General features: G+C 31.3%; 13 protein-coding genes. 7 read left to right on the top strand and 6 right to left on the bottom strand.

The features are described from left to right. The first annotated feature begins 49 nt into the window (after positions 1 to 49). The 7 genes from AC4FQ3_RS01265 to AC4FQ3_RS01235 all read left to right on the top strand — a co-directional run bounded on the left by AC4FQ3_RS01265 (position 50) and on the right by AC4FQ3_RS01235 (position 10,466). Entirely contained in the window at positions 50 to 1,849 is a 1,800-nt protein-coding gene (locus tag AC4FQ3_RS01265; protein WP_491180564.1) for a type I restriction-modification system subunit M, read from the top strand. 9 nt (positions 1,850 to 1,858) lie between these two features. After that, positions 1,859 to 3,631, top strand: coding sequence for a DUF262 domain-containing protein (locus AC4FQ3_RS01260; protein WP_491180563.1), 1,773 nt, complete (start codon positions 1,859 to 1,861; stop codon positions 3,629 to 3,631). Beyond that, complete coding sequence (locus AC4FQ3_RS01255) at positions 3,628 to 4,947, top strand: restriction endonuclease subunit S (protein WP_491180562.1); 1,320 nt, start codon at positions 3,628 to 3,630, stop codon at positions 4,945 to 4,947. Before AC4FQ3_RS01260 ends, AC4FQ3_RS01255 begins: the two co-directional genes overlap by 4 nt. A 5-nt stretch (positions 4,948 to 4,952) precedes the next feature. Beyond that, complete coding sequence (locus AC4FQ3_RS01250) at positions 4,953 to 5,966, top strand: hypothetical protein (RefSeq protein ID WP_491180561.1); 1,014 nt, start codon at positions 4,953 to 4,955, stop codon at positions 5,964 to 5,966. Next, positions 5,966 to 8,950, top strand: a complete 2,985-nt coding sequence (locus tag AC4FQ3_RS01245) for a type I restriction endonuclease subunit R (protein ID WP_491180560.1) — start codon at positions 5,966 to 5,968, stop codon at positions 8,948 to 8,950. Before AC4FQ3_RS01250 ends, AC4FQ3_RS01245 begins: the two co-directional genes overlap by 1 nt. A gap of 247 nt (positions 8,951 to 9,197) precedes the next feature. Next, entirely contained in the window at positions 9,198 to 9,614 is a 417-nt protein-coding gene (locus AC4FQ3_RS01240) for an OsmC family protein (protein ID WP_042564539.1), read from the top strand. A gap of 57 nt (positions 9,615 to 9,671) precedes the next feature. Further along, positions 9,672 to 10,466 carry an alpha/beta hydrolase gene (locus AC4FQ3_RS01235; protein WP_491180559.1) on the top strand — a complete coding sequence of 265 codons (795 nt, stop codon included), beginning with the start codon at positions 9,672 to 9,674 and terminating at the stop codon, positions 10,464 to 10,466. Between the two features lie 208 nt (positions 10,467 to 10,674). Here the strand turns inward: AC4FQ3_RS01235 and AC4FQ3_RS01230 are convergent, their stop codons facing one another. From AC4FQ3_RS01230 to AC4FQ3_RS01205, 6 genes are all read right to left on the bottom strand, one after another. Beyond that, positions 10,675 to 11,646 carry a hydrogen peroxide-inducible genes activator gene (locus AC4FQ3_RS01230; RefSeq protein ID WP_491180558.1) on the bottom strand — a complete coding sequence of 324 codons (972 nt, stop codon included), beginning with the start codon at positions 11,644 to 11,646 and terminating at the stop codon, positions 10,675 to 10,677. A 198-nt stretch (positions 11,647 to 11,844) separates the two neighbouring features. Further along, positions 11,845 to 12,171 carry an ArsR/SmtB family transcription factor gene (locus tag AC4FQ3_RS01225; RefSeq protein WP_318806122.1) on the bottom strand — a complete coding sequence of 109 codons (327 nt, stop codon included), beginning with the start codon at positions 12,169 to 12,171 and terminating at the stop codon, positions 11,845 to 11,847. Position 12,172: 1 nt separating this feature from the next. Continuing rightward, entirely contained in the window at positions 12,173 to 12,601 is a 429-nt protein-coding gene (locus tag AC4FQ3_RS01220; RefSeq protein WP_042564535.1) for an SRPBCC family protein, read from the bottom strand. 122 nt (positions 12,602 to 12,723) lie between these two features. Beyond that, the gene (locus AC4FQ3_RS01215) at positions 12,724 to 13,449 is read right to left on the bottom strand and encodes a siderophore-interacting protein (RefSeq protein ID WP_491180557.1); all 726 of its coding nucleotides are present in this window, start codon (positions 13,447 to 13,449) and stop codon (positions 12,724 to 12,726) included. Positions 13,450 to 13,530: 81 nt separating this feature from the next. Next, complete coding sequence (locus AC4FQ3_RS01210) at positions 13,531 to 14,379, bottom strand: helix-turn-helix domain-containing protein (RefSeq protein ID WP_491180556.1); 849 nt, start codon at positions 14,377 to 14,379, stop codon at positions 13,531 to 13,533. A gap of 89 nt (positions 14,380 to 14,468) precedes the next feature. Further along, positions 14,469 to 14,969, bottom strand: coding sequence for a MarR family winged helix-turn-helix transcriptional regulator (locus AC4FQ3_RS01205; RefSeq protein WP_491180555.1), 501 nt, complete (start codon positions 14,967 to 14,969; stop codon positions 14,469 to 14,471). Positions 14,970 to 14,972 lie beyond the last annotated feature (3 nt).

The raw sequence follows: 14,972 nt of genomic DNA, 5'->3' as shown, positions 1-14,972 counted from the left end.
TTTGATCCAGATTTTTAATTTTTTTAATACACAAATAACCAATATAAAAATGACTAATTTTAATGAAAAAGCAGATTTAATCTGGAAAGTAGCTGACTTATTAAGAGGCGACTATAAACAATCTGATTACGGAAAAGTAATATTACCACTTACTGTACTAAGAAGATTAGACTGCGTTTTAGAACCTACGAAAGATAAAGTATTATCATATTTACCAAAAGTTAATTCACTAAAAGAAAGTGCAAAAGATATTGCTTTAAACAAAGTCGCTGGTTTTAATTTTCATAACAAAAGTCAATTCAATTTTGATAAATTAATTGCTGATTCAAATAATGTAGCCATTAATTTAAGAAACTATATTAATGGATTTTCAACAAGTGCAAGAGAAATAATTGAATATTTCAATTTTGATGATCAAATTGATAGAATGGATGATCCCAAAGCTGATATTTTATTTCGAGTATTAAAAAAATTCCAAGAAATAGATTTGTCTGATATGGATTCTATGGAAATGGGATATGTCTTTGAAGAACTAATAAGGAAATTTGCAGAGCAATCAAATGAAACTGCAGGAGAGCACTTTACGCCTCGTGAAGTGATCAAATTAATGGTTAATTTATTATTCAATGAAGATAAAAGCATATTAACACAAGAAGGAATTGTAAAAACTTTATATGATCCTGCATGCGGAACAGGTGGAATGCTTTCTATTGCTGAAACTTATTTAAAACAGTTAAATCCAAAAGCAGAATTGAAAGTTTTCGGTCAAGAAATTAATCCTGAATCTTATGCAATTTGTAAATCTGACATGCTAATTAAAGGTCAAAACCCTTCTAATATTAAATTTGGAAATACTTTTACCGTTGATGGTTTAGAATTAGACAAATTTGATTATATGTTATCTAATCCCCCTTTCGGTGTTGATTGGAAAAAAGCCGAAAAAATAATAAAGGCTGAAGCAGATAAAAAAGGAATGTCAGGTAGATTTGGCGCAGGTTTACCCCGTATCAATGACGGTTCTTTATTGTTTCTACAACACATGATGTCTAAAATGAAACCAGATGGAACAAGAATAGCAGTTGTTTTTAACGGTTCGCCACTATTTACAGGTTCAGCTGAAAGTGGAGAAAGTAATATTCGCCGTTGGATAATAGAAAACGATTATTTAGAAGCAGTAATAGCACTGCCAGACCAATTATTTTATAATACAGGTATATCAACTTATATTTGGATTGTAACCAATCATAAAAGTGAACTTAGAACTGGCACGGTCCAACTAATAAATGCTACTGGAGTAAAAGATGAAGAATTTTTTAAAGAAGGTAAATTAGAATTCAATCGCTTCTGGAAGAAAAAAGATAAAAGCCTAGGAAATAAAAGAAAAGAAATTCATGAAAATGGTACAACTAAAGGAATCGGTTTTATAACACAATTATATGGAAATTTTGAAGAAAATGAATTTAGCAAAATCTATCCAAATGAGTTTTTTGGTTATTGGAGAATAACTATAGAACAACCTCTATTACAAAATGGGAAGATAGTAACTGATCGCTCCGGTAATCCAAAATCTGATTCAAATATGAGGGATTACGAAAATATTCCTTTTATAAAAAAGAATAATGAAGGTAAATTAGTTCCCCAAGAAATAAAAGAATATTTTGAAAAAGAAGTTACTCCCCACCTTCCCCAAGCATGGATTGACGACAACAAAACTAAAACTGGTTATGAAATCAACTTCACAAAATATTTCTATGAGTTCAAACCATTACGTTGCTTAACAGAAATCAAAGCTGATATTTTAGCATTAGAGGAAAAAACATTAGAAACCGAAAAAACAATATTAAACTAACACAAAAATATGTTAAGTGCAAGCAAGGAGAAATTATTATCATTTTTAAATGGCTCAAGCCAGTATATAATACCTTTTTTTCAGAGAAGTTATGTTTGGAAACTAGATAATTGGGCAGAATTATGGGAAGACATTATTGAAGAATATGAAGAGATTACAATTAATGAAAATCATAAAAGTGAGCATTTCATTGGTACAATAATTATTAAACAAATACTTTCCTCACAAGTTGGTGCGACTGAATATGAATTAATTGATGGCCAACAACGAATGACCACAATTAGCTTATTGCTAAAAGCTTTTCATGACGCTACTTTGGAAGATAGTGCTAAAAGTTGGATAAATAAATTTTTAACGTTTGAAGATTCATATGGAATTGAAAAAATTAGAATTCAACATAGTAAAGTAGATAGTGAATACTTTCAATCTATAATTCAAAGTAAAAATAATAATGAAGATTTATGGAGTAATTATCAAAGTTTAAAAGCAGAAGAAATTGAAAAAAAATTAGAAAGCGAAAACAGAATTGTTGGAGGCTATATTTACTACAGACATAAAATTGAAACACAATGTAACCTAGATGATATTAGAAAATATATCAATGTTGTAATTGAAAAATTGCCTGTGATACACATGGCACTGAATGCTGACGATGATGTACAGCAAATTTTTGATACCATAAATTCATTAGGAGTAAAATTAACTACTGCTGAATTACTAAAAAACTTTTTATTTTCGGAAAAACAATTAAGAGATTACTATAGTTTATATTGGCAATCTATTTTTGAAGCTGACGAAGATGCTATAGATTTTTGGAATCAGGAAAAGACTTCAGGAAGAATCAGAAGAACTACTGTAGAACTTTTTCTTTATAGTTATTTAGTAATAAAAAAAGAAGCTAATGTTAAATTAGACACCTTATTTAAAGAGTTTAAGAACTACCTTAAAGACAAAACAACAGACGAAAAAATAGCTTTCGCAAAAGATATTAATGAATATGCCAGGGTATATGAAGAAATGCCAGACGGCGAAAATTTAGCTGAAATTAGTTTTGATCAACATGAAAAAAGATTTTTTCATGTCATAAGAGAATTCGATGTCAATACAATTTTTCCATTAGTATTAATGATCTACAAAGAAGTTACGAATCTTGATGAAAGAATAAAAATACTTAGAGTCTTAGAGTCTTATATTTCAAGAAGAACCATTTGTAAATTAACTACTAAAAATTACAATAATTTATTTATTTCCATCCTAAGTGAAATAAAAAAAATGGAAAGTATTACAGCTGAAAATATACTTACAAAGCTCAAAAATTATTCAGATGTAACAAATAAATTTCCATCAAATACAGAATTTAAAGATGCATTTTATAACAGGTATCTTATAAATAAGTACAGTAGAGAAGTTTTATACTGCATCGCATTGTATGAACTAAATCATGCTTACGTAGATAATCGAAAATTGAATTTTAGCGGATTTAGCGTTGAACATATTATGCCAAAAAATTGGAATAAAAACTGGAAAATATTACCAGACGGAATATCTAAAGAGATTAGAAGCAGCAAATTATTAACTTTGGGTAATCTAACATTAATACAAGGCAGATTAAATAGTTCTTTAAGAGATTCCAGTTGGAGCAATAAAAAAACAAAACTTAAAGATTATTCTACTTTGAAACAAACTACTGATTATTTAGCAATTGAAAACTGGCAAGAATTAGAAATAGATACAAGAGCAGAAAACTTATTTAAAATTGCAGAACAAATCTGGAAAAGATGAAAAAATACCCTAAATACAAATCTTCTAACATTGATTGGATTGAAGAGATTCCCGAACATTGGAGTATCAAAAGGTTAAAATATCTTGCAACTGCTAAACCCAGTAATATAGACAAGAAAAGCAAAGAAGATGAGGACGATATTTTTCTTTGTAATTATGTTGATGTATATAAAAATGATTTTATCACTGACGAAATTGAATTTATGAAAGCAACAGCAAGTAAGGCTCAAATTGAAAAATTTACTCTAAAAAAAGGAGACATAATAGCTACAAAAGATTCTGAAAGTGCTAATGATATTGGAATAGCTGCATTGGTAAAACAAGATTTTGAAAATGTTGTTTGTGGTTATCATTTAACATACATCAAACCTGAAAAAATAGTTGGAGAATATTTATTTAGACAAATTCAATCAGATTACATAAAAAGAAAATTTGAGACACTTGCAAATGGCGTAACGCGTTATGCATTAGGTGTAGATGCTTTTAATTGTTTAAATATAGTTTTACCCCCAGAATCTGAACAAATAGAGATTGCAAACTATCTTGACAAAAAAATACAAGAAATTGACCAACTTATTGACGATAAAAAACAACTAATTCACTTGTTGCAAGAAGAAAAAAAGATTGTAATTAGTTTAGCAATAAGTAAAGGAATAAATAAAAATACTGAAACTAAAGAATCTGGTATTGATTGGATTGGCGAAATTCCTAAACATTGGAGTGTTAAAAAATTAAACTGGTGTTTCTCAAATATTGGAAGTGGAACAACTCCAAAATCTGGAGAAGAGGAATATTATTTTAATGGATATATAAATTGGTTGCTTACTGGAGATTTAAACGATGGGGAAATTTTTGAAACTTCAAAAAAAATAACCAACAAAGCAATAGAAGATTATACATCTTTAAAAATTTACCCTGTAGATTCAATTGTAATTGCAATGTATGGAGCTACAATTGGAAAACTTGGTTTATTAAAAATTGAAACTACAGTTAATCAAGCTTGTTGTGTAATGAGTAATCCTTTGCATCATACAACAATGTTTTTGTTTTATTATTTATTTGCAGCAAAACCAGAAATAATGAATATGAGTTATGGTGGTGGACAACCAAATATTAGCCAAGAAATATTAAAATCATTAAGAATAACTGTTCCTCCAATTGAGGAACAAAAAAATATTGTTAATCATATAGAGCTCGAATCTAGTAGAATAGATTTTAAAATAAAGAAAACTAAAAAATTAATCGATTTACTAACCGAATATCGTTCGTCATTAATAAATGAAGCTGTAACTGGTAAAGTAAAAATAATACACTAAAATATATGACTCTTTGTACAGCATGGATACGTCAAGCAAACGATAGTGAAGAATTAGTTTTTGCAACAGACAGTGAGTTAAGAGGGGGTGGAGAAAAATGGGATAAAGGAATAAAATTATTTGAACTTCCAAATAAAGATGCACTGTTGTGTTTCACAGGATCTACATCAAGAGCATATCCACTCATCCTAAATCTCATTTCTTCAATAACTTATGAAGATCTGTTTTTTAAGAAAACCTATACTTTAGTTGATTTAAAAGACCACATTTTAGATTTATTTTCAACTTTAATTAAATCAATTTCAGATTTTGTTGACGACAAGCATACAATACGTGGTGAAGCTAGATTTTTATTTGGTGGATGGGATTGGGAAAAGGGACAATTCAGAATATGGTATATTTTATATGACCCATCTATTGAAAAATTTGAAGCAAATGAATTAACAGAAGATAATCAAAAAACAATTTTTCACGTTTTTATAGGAGAAGCTAAAGACATTGACGTTGAAGAAAAAGCAAATGAAGACTTTACAAATCTTTTAATTAAGGAAAAAAAGCTTCATATGAAATTAGATATGGAACCACTTCAAATTCTTAGAAAAGTAGCAATTGACAACACTATTCTTGGAGTTGGAGGAAGTCTTCAAATAGCAAAAATATATAAATCTAATAAAACAGAATTTTTTGGCACTTACTGGCATTCTATTAAAGGTAAACCTTGTTTTCAAGGAAGAGAATATAATGAAAAAACAAAACCATCTGTAAGATATTTTGATCCAGATACATTTGAAATTATCGAAACTGAATTACCTATTAAACTAACCAATATTTCAACTGAGGTTTTTGGTCTTGAAACAGATTTTATAAATGAGTGTTATCCCGATGGTTTTCTTGATAGTTCAGTAAATGAAAAGAAAAAACAGAATTTAAAATTGATTTTTAAAGATATTGCTTTTAATCAATTTATTGAAAAACAATCTAAAGAAGAACAGTTGCAAATAGAAAATAAAGAAGAGTAATGAGCATCACAACTGAAAATACTTTTGAAACTGCGATTGTAACCCATTTGATTGAAAATGGTGGTTATGAATTTGGCAATGCAAGTGAATATGTCCCTGAACTTGGTTTGTTTAAAAGAGATATAATTGATTTTCTTCAAAGCTCTCAGCCAAAAAAGTGGGAAAAACTAGTATCTATTCATGAAAAAGATGTAGTAAATAGAATTTTACAAAGGCTTTACAAAGAACTTGATTTAAGAGGAAGTTTAGATGTATTACGTAATGGATTTACAGATTATGGCGTTCGTTTTCAAATGGCATTTTTCAAACCAGTATCAGGTTTAAATCCAGAGGCTTTAGAAATATATAAAAAAAATGAATTAAAGATTCATCGTCAAGTTTATTTTAGTAAACAGAATACAAATTCGGTAGACTTAGTTATTTCATTAAATGGTATTCCAGTAGCAACTTTAGAATTAAAAAATCAATTCACAGGTCAAAACATTACGAATGCCTTAAAACAATATAGCACAACAAGAGACAATAGAGAGTTGTTATTTGCATTCAAAAAGAGAACTTTGGTTCATTTTGCTGTTGATCAAGATGAAGTTTTTATGACTTCAAAACTAGATGGTATTAAAACATATTGGTTGCCATTTAACAAGGGATACAATAAAGGAAAAGGAAATCCTCCAAATAAAGAAGGATATAAAACTCAATATTTGTGGGAAGATATTTTAACAAAAGATAGCTTGTTAGAAATAATTCAAAGTTTTGTGCACCTTCAAACCGAAGAAATTGAGGTTGAAGGAAAAATATTTAAAAAAGAAAAACTTGTTTTTCCGCGTTTTCATCAATTAGATGCTGTTAGAAAAATAGGACTTGATGCAATAGTAAATGGAGCAGGAAAAAATTATTTAATTCAGCATTCAGCAGGTTCAGGTAAAAGTAATTCAATTGCATGGTTAGCTTATCGATTATCTAGCTTGCATAACGAAGCAGATGAAAGAATATTTGACAGCGTTATTGTGGTTACAGATCGAAAAGTATTAGACCAACAACTCCAAAATACCATTTATCAATTTGAGCATAAAACAGGTGTTGTTCAAAAAATAGATAGAGATAGTTCACAACTAGCAAGTGCAATTAGTTATGGAACAAATATTATAATTACAACTTTGCAAAAATTTCCATATATAATTGACAAAGTTGAAGAGTTACCAGAAAGAAAATATGCTGTTATAATTGATGAAGCTCATAGTTCACAAGGTGGAGAAGCAAGTAAAAAGCTAAAAGAAGTATTAGCTTTAAAATCATTTGAGGACCCTGAAAAAGAAGAAGATGATAATTATACAACAGATGATTATATTAGAGAACAAGTAGAAAGATCTGCTTCATCAAGAGGTAAACAAACAAACATTTCATTTTTTGCTTTTACAGCAACTCCCAAATACAAAACACTTCAAGTTTTTGGACATAAGGATTCAAACGGAGAACCACAACCTTTCCATTTATACGCAATGCGTCAAGCAATTGAAGAAGGTTTTATATTAAATGTACTAAACAATTATACTACTTATGAATTGTATTTCCAACTTTCCAAGTCGATAGAAGACGATCCAAAATTAAACAGTAAAAAGGCATCTAAAGCTATTGGTAAATATGTGTCTTTACATCCACATAATTTAGCTCAAAAAACAGAAGTAATAATTGAGCATTTTCGACAAGTTGTTGCAAAAAAAATCGGTGGAAAAGCAAAAGCAATGGTAGTATGTGGTTCAAGATTACACGCCAAAAGGTATTTTGAAGAATTCGATAATTACATTCAAGAAAAAAGCTATGAAAACGAAATAAAAGTATTGGTTGCGTTTTCGGGTAAAGTAGTTGATGAAAATTTTCCTGAAGGAGTTTCAGAACCTGAATTGACAGGCTATGGAGAAAAAGAATTGCCAGAAGTTTTTGACAAGGATGATTATAAAATTCTAATTGTAGCTGATAAATATCAAACTGGTTTTGACCAACCACTATTACATACTATGTATGTTGACAAAAAACTTTCAGGAGTAAAAGCAGTGCAGACCTTATCAAGATTAAACAGAATCTGTCCTGGTAAAGAAGATACATTCGTATTAGATTTTGCTAATGATAGACAAACTATCTTAGATTCATTCCAACCTTACTATGAAACAACATCTGTAACAGAAGAAACAGATGTAAACCATTTATACGATTTAAAAAATAGATTAGACCAATTTTTAGTGTATTGGGACAATGACATAAATGCATTTGCTAATGTTTATTTCAATCCAACCACAAAGATAAATAATGCCAAAGAACAAAAATATTTATATAGTTTTACAGATCCAGCCATTGAAAGATTTAAAGAAATAAAAGAGGAAGAAAAAAAAGATGAGTTCAAAAAAGGACTACGTTCATGGACAAATCTTTATGCTTTTTTATCTCAAATAATGCCATTTACAGACCAAGATTTTGAGAAGTTTTACGCCTATGCAAAACTTTTACAAATACGTTTACCTAAAAAAGATTTAACAGAGTCCTTAGAATTAGGAGATGAAATAGCTTTAGAATATTATAGACTTGAAAAAATAAAAGAAGGCTCCATAGATTTAATAAAAGGTGAACAAGGTGAACTTAGTGGTGTTACAGAAGCAGGCTTAAAAAAAGAAAAAGAAGACGAAGCCTTGCTATCCGAAATTATAACAATATTAAATAACCGTTTTGGGACTGAATTTGAAGAAGCCGATAAATTATTTTTCGATCAAATAGAAGCTGAATTACTCTTAGACGAAACCTTGCAAATTCAAGCCAAAGTCAACAAACTTGACACTTTTAAATACGCTTTTGAGGACTTGTTTGTAACAAAACTTATTGATCGAATGGAGCAAAATCAAGACATTTTTGAAAAAATCCTTGAAGATAAATCTTTTGGGGATTTAGTAAAAGAAATGATGATGAAAAAGATTTATAATAAAATGAATGAGTAAAATAACTTATAGCTATCCATTTATTTCAGATATATTTAACTTAAAATTGCGCAAAAGTCAGGGACTTTTGCGTTTTTTTATTCTATAAATCACAAGATTATATCCTTAATTTCAATCATTATAAACAAATTTAATAACCCTAAAAAATTATTAATTTGATTTATAAACACCTTCCCCATACCTTTGCTTCATCAAAATCAAATAACTGATTTGAAATAATTAAAAACAACTTTAAAAAATAGAAATCATGAAATTTACAAGAAGAGCAAACGCAAACTGGAAAGGTACAGGAATGGAAGGAAAAGGAACCATTAGTACACAAAGTACAACACTTAACGAAGCACAATTATCATTCAAAACCCGTTTTGAGCAAGGTGTAGGAACAAATCCTGAAGAATTAATCGCAGCGGCACATTCTGGCTGTTTTACCATGCAATTGAGTTTTTTACTATCTGAAGCCGGTTTTGTTCCGGAAGATTTAGATACCGTAGCAAAAGTTACTTTCGAAGACGGAACCATCACTTTAATTCAATTAGAACTGACCGGAAAAGTACCTGGAATTTCTGCAGAAGATTTTCAGCAAACTGCTCAAAAAGCAAAAGAAATTTGTCCAATCTCAAAATTGTTGAATACTGAAATTACGTTATCTGTTACTTTAAATTAAATTTCAATATCAATTGCAAAAATCAATATCAATATCAATTTTAAAAAATCTATAATTATGAAAACACTATATATAAAAGAACAATTGAATCGTTATTTCATGTTCGCCGCTTTGATCTTAAGTTTATTGTTTACTGCTGTAAATGTTAATGCGCAGGCTAAAACTGTCGCTCCACAAATTAAAAACGTAGTATTGGTTCACGGCGCTTTTGCAGACGGTTCCGGATACAGAGCACTTTACGAAGTTTTGACTAAAAAAGGATACAATGTTACTATCGTTCAAAATCCGTTGAGCTCTTTGGAAGATGATGTTGCTGCAACAAACTTAGCGCTTGACAAACAAGACGGGCCAACTGTTTTGGTTGGACATTCTTGGGGCGGAACTGTAATTACTGAAGCTGGAAATCACCCAAAAGTAGCCGCATTGGTTTACATCGCAGCTTTACAGCCTGATAACGGAGAAACTACTGTACAATGGCTTCAAACTGCGCCTCCTGCTCCTGAAAATGGTGTGTTGCCTGTAGACGAAAAAGGAATTGTATATTACGATAAAGCGAAATACCACGCAGGTTTTGCAGCCGATATCAGCAAAGAACAAGCTGAGTTTATGTACGCTTCGCAAGGTGCTTTTCATGCAAAAGGTTTTTTAACTCCTGTTACAAAAGCAGCCTGGAGAGACAAACCTTCTTACGGAATTGTTGCTACAGAAGACAAAAGCATCAATCCTGATATCGAACGCGCGATGTACAAACGTTCTAACACAAAAATTACAGAGATAAAAGGAAGTCACGTGGTTTTTATGTCTCAGCCGGTAAAAGTGGCGAATGTGATTATTGAGGCTTCGAAAAATTAAATTCCAATCCCGAAGCGTCGGGATAAAATTCCAAATTCCAAACTAGGAGTTTTAAATTGAGGTTATTGTGACCTAAAATCTTTGTCAAAGTTTTAAACTTTGACAAAGATGCCTAAAATGTGCAATAGGATAAATTCCAAATTCCAATCGCAACAGATTTGGAATTTGGAATTTTATTATTTGGAATTTCTTTTAAAATATTGGAATTTTAAGAAAATTTGCTGACTTCTTTCACAAAATAAGGCGAGTCATTCCAGCGTATTTTTCGATAAGCGAAATCTTTTTTGAGGGAATCCGGAAGGCAATTCCAAATGGCTTCGTTCATTTTTTCTAAGAGCAATTTCTTTGAGAATGAATCTGAAACTACCAAACTGATTTCCCTTACCGGAATGGGTTCTTTAAAGGGTTTAAAAAGTCCGCTTGCCGATTCATTCATAACCGAAAGCTGTGGAATAATCGCAAAACCCAATTGTGCGCGAACCAGATTTTTTAAGGTTTCGATCGAACTGATGTCGTACGTAAACTGCTCTTTTATTTTATCTGAATTTTTTAATCCACAAATGTCTAAAAGCTGTGCATTGTAGCAGAATTCGTGATGAAGCAACAGCAATTCAGTTTTATCTCCAGGCTGTAATTCATAAAAATCATTGTTTGCCATTGGATGCGTTTCATTCAAATAGGCTACAAATGGCTCTTTAAAAATAGGATGTTCTATTAAATTCGGGTTTCCGGTTGGCGTTGCCATAATCGCAACATCAATCGCACCGGTTTCTAAATCTTTCATCAATTGTCCCGTATTAGATTCCCGAATGATGAAACGTACTTTTGGCGTCGCTTCTCTCATCGCATTAATAAACAACGGAATCAGATACGGCGATAAAGTCGAAATAATACCAAGCTTCAATTCTCCTTCCAACAGATTTTTTTCATTCACCACAAAATCGCGGATTTCATCGGCTTCACGGAGAATCTTTTTGGCTTTATTGATTATTTCTATTCCTAGTAATGTTGGCGTAAGCGGAACTTTATTGCGATCAAAAATCTTGATTCCGATTTCTTCTTCGAGATTTTTTAACTGAATCGTAAGTCCGGGTTGTGTTACCATACACACTTCGGCGGCTCTTGCAAAATGGCGTTCTTCGTCTAGGGCTACGATATATTTTAATTGCTGAATGGTCATTGCTTATAATTTTATTTTATAAAGATAAGTAAATATCAATTTAAATTTATAAACCGTGGCGTTTTACCACAGAGTTCGCTAAGATTTACGCAAAAGATCGCTAAGAATTTTTTAATTGGAGGTTTTTAATAAACACAGAGTTCGCAAAGCTATATGAATATAGTTTTGCGAACACTGCGGTAACATGTTATAGTTGCTCTAATTCGGCAATTTAGTATCATCCATCAACGATTCTAACTTTTTCAGTTTAGAATTCCAGAATTGATCAAAGTACGAAATCCAGGTTTTTAGTTCTTCAAAACCGTCTTTTTTCAGACTGCAATAACGTTCACGCCCACTGTCTTCTATCGCAATAAAACCCGCATTATTCAGGATTTTAATGTGTTTTGAAACCGCGGGACGGCTCATATCAAAATGATCAGCAAGTGAGTTGATTGTCAGACGGTCTTCGCAAAGCAAAAGCAACATTTTTCTTCTGCTGGGATCTCCAATGACCTGAAATGCATCAAGAGTTGGTACAGCCATTTTATGCGTTTATTAAGTTGGCAATTTTTTCGAATTTTTCCACCCATCCATGATTGAAACCATCGAAAAAACCAAGATTTTCTTCTTTGGCAAAACCATTATGTTCCAGGAAAACATTTGTGCCTTCTGCTGTTGGTTCCAGTTTCCAGATTACGACAGAATCCAGTGTAATCTTCCCTTCTCCCGGACCTGCTTTCCACGAATACGAAAGTTTTTTAAAAGGCTCCATTTCCAATAAAGTACAGTAAAAAATACCGTCAAAATTTAAACTCTCAATCGGATTGATTCTGAACTGAAAATCAGTTCCTACAACGGGTTGAAAGTTGTTTTTCATTAACCAAAGTTCCATTAAATCGGAATTGGTTAAATATTGCCAAACCTTTTCAGGAGAATGGGCAAAGAAATACTGATGTTTGATGCTTCTTTCCATAATAAGTAACTTTTAAGTTACACAAATATATAGGTAACTTTTTAGTTACGCAATTTATTTTGAAAAAAATATTTAAACACAGAGCTTTGTCAAAGTTTAAAACTTTGACAAAGCTATCAAAATTAAAGCCCAATCTTCCCTTCTGCCCAATACGGCTGGGTATAAATATTCTTGTTCAAAACACCTTTTTCTCTTAACGCTTTTCTAAAAGCCTGAATCGATTTCGCATTTCCCAACAAATAAAATTGACCGTCTTTCCATAAGTTCCAAATTTCAGTGTCTAAGTTGTGAAGCGATTGTATGGCAAATTCTGCTTTGTTTACTGATTTTTGCACGAGGTCTGTAATGAGTCCTAATTTTTTCGGTACTTCTGTCGATTCTGTATCTAATTCTAAAATGCCCAAATAGTTATTTTCAGAGCGGTTAATTTCGTCTTTCATACTATTAAAAACACTGATACAGGTTTCATCTCCAAAAAAGAAATGATATTTAGCCGCTGCATTAAAAACAGTAAAACCTCTCGGTAAACCAACCGTTATCTGGTCATTTGGTTGTAAGTTTTTAATGCATTCACTTCCCGGACCATTGTTATGAATATGAAAAATCACTTCGAAAGTTCCAGCTTCGCTATTCCATTTGCTTGGCGTGTAATTTCGGTAATTGGTTTCATCAATTCTGATGACAATTGCTTGCCCGATTTTAAATTTTACATGAGGAAAAACACCTTTGAATGCAATTATTTTTATATTAGGACTTGGCATTTCTACTGTAGTAACTTTTACTTTGCAAATTTTATTGCTAAAAGCTACTTCCATAAAATCACCAATAATTTTGGGCATAGAATTCATAATTTTTATGTTTTAAATTTCAATTCAAAATTGAAGCTAAAACATTAAAAACACATTGCATAAGAAATGGAGATGATTGGACTATTCACGGAATTTTTTCCGAAAAGCAAGTGGCGTTACGCCCGTAATTTTCTTAAATAACCTTGAAAAGTAAGTATGATCTTCGAATCCTAACATAAAAGCTATTTCTTTGACTTCGTTTTCAGTGTAATACAATAATCTTTGTGCTTCGGTAATCATAGCATTTTGCAGCCAGTACGTAACCGATTTTCCCGATGAAGCCTTTACACAATCATTTAAATGTGAAGTGGTAATATTTAATTTCTTTGCAAAATAAGAGGGGCTTTCTAAAAAACTATTTTCTGAAAGCAGCTTTTTAAAATTGGCATAAATTAATCCTGATTGGTTTTTTAATTCCTTTACCTCATTTTTTGAGCCTGAATATATATTCGCTAAATTATAAACTAAGGCGTTAAAAAGACCGTTAATGATCTGTGTTCTATTAGGATTCGAGCTTTTAAACGAACGATGCAATAAATCAATGGTATCTAAAAGTTCTTCCCGGTACGCCGGATCAATTGTATTGAGTTGTTCTGCAATTTTTAGATTCTGAAAAATTTCAATACAGTTATTTGGAATAAGAAATGGTGCTACGCCTATATAATATCCCGCTGCATCTGTTGAACCATCCTGCCCGTGATGAATTTGAAGCGGTTTTATCATCAATACATTAATAGGATTTATTTCGATATCAATCATATCACATTTCAAGACCGCCTGCCCTTTGGTAAGTACAAAAAATATAAAAAAATCATCCCGATGCGCCTCTAATTTATCATCGAAACGGGCTAAATCTTCAGCAGAATGATAGGCGACAAAAATACCGCCAACGGCTTCGGGACTTTGATTGTATATTGGGATTTTTTTCAAGGACTTTTTTATTACTTTCTAAAAATAACTAATTCACTCATCCACTTTTACTCTTTACTCTTTACTCTTTACTCTTTACTCTTTACTCTTTATTCTTTATTCTTTATTCTATATTCTTCACTCTTCAACTGCAAAGCCCGCTGCAAAAAACTCTGGTGTAATATCTTGTTTTCGGCTTCGTTAATAGCCTGAAGTAAGTTGTTTTGGTTATCAGCAATATCACTTAAAATAGTTGTCATTACAGACCAGACGGGTTTCATTTTTTCGATAAGCTCCTGCCCTTTTGGGGTTAACTGAAGTAATCTTTTGCGTTCGTCAATTTTGTCTTTTTTAGATTTAATCAGTTTTTGTTTTTCCAATTCTTTCAATAAACTAATGGTTGAAGGATGTGTGTAACCAATTTCGTTGGCAATTTCAACCACGCTCAAAACCTCTTTATGATATAATGTATAGATTACAGGAAACCATTTCGGCTCAAAGTCAATTCCGTATTCTTTATAAAGCAAAGCTCCGTCTTTACGCAATTGCTCGCTCAAACGCTGCAATCGCGTTGAAAGGGCTAAAATTCCTGATTCATCTATTATATTCATTCT

It is taken from the genome of Flavobacterium sp. AK-345 (genome assembly GCF_058310175.1).
This window is presented reverse-complemented; position numbering and strand designations above follow the sequence as displayed.

Coding starts and splice junctions, on each gene's coding strand:
- AC4FQ3_RS01265 (WP_491180564.1), top strand. CDS start 50: ATGACTAATTTTAATGAAAAAGCAGATTTAATCTGGAAAGTAGCTGAC.
- AC4FQ3_RS01260 (WP_491180563.1), top strand. CDS start 1,859: ATGTTAAGTGCAAGCAAGGAGAAATTATTATCATTTTTAAATGGCTCA.
- AC4FQ3_RS01255 (WP_491180562.1), top strand. CDS start 3,628: ATGAAAAAATACCCTAAATACAAATCTTCTAACATTGATTGGATTGAA.
- AC4FQ3_RS01250 (WP_491180561.1), top strand. CDS start 4,953: ATGACTCTTTGTACAGCATGGATACGTCAAGCAAACGATAGTGAAGAA.
- AC4FQ3_RS01245 (WP_491180560.1), top strand. CDS start 5,966: ATGAGCATCACAACTGAAAATACTTTTGAAACTGCGATTGTAACCCAT.
- AC4FQ3_RS01240 (WP_042564539.1), top strand. CDS start 9,198: ATGAAATTTACAAGAAGAGCAAACGCAAACTGGAAAGGTACAGGAATG.
- AC4FQ3_RS01235 (WP_491180559.1), top strand. CDS start 9,672: ATGAAAACACTATATATAAAAGAACAATTGAATCGTTATTTCATGTTC.
- AC4FQ3_RS01230 (WP_491180558.1), bottom strand. CDS start 11,646: ATGACCATTCAGCAATTAAAATATATCGTAGCCCTAGACGAAGAACGC.
- AC4FQ3_RS01225 (WP_318806122.1), bottom strand. CDS start 12,171: ATGGCTGTACCAACTCTTGATGCATTTCAGGTCATTGGAGATCCCAGC.
- AC4FQ3_RS01220 (WP_042564535.1), bottom strand. CDS start 12,601: ATGGAAAGAAGCATCAAACATCAGTATTTCTTTGCCCATTCTCCTGAA.
- AC4FQ3_RS01215 (WP_491180557.1), bottom strand. CDS start 13,449: ATGAATTCTATGCCCAAAATTATTGGTGATTTTATGGAAGTAGCTTTT.
- AC4FQ3_RS01205 (WP_491180555.1), bottom strand. CDS start 14,969: ATGAATATAATAGATGAATCAGGAATTTTAGCCCTTTCAACGCGATTG.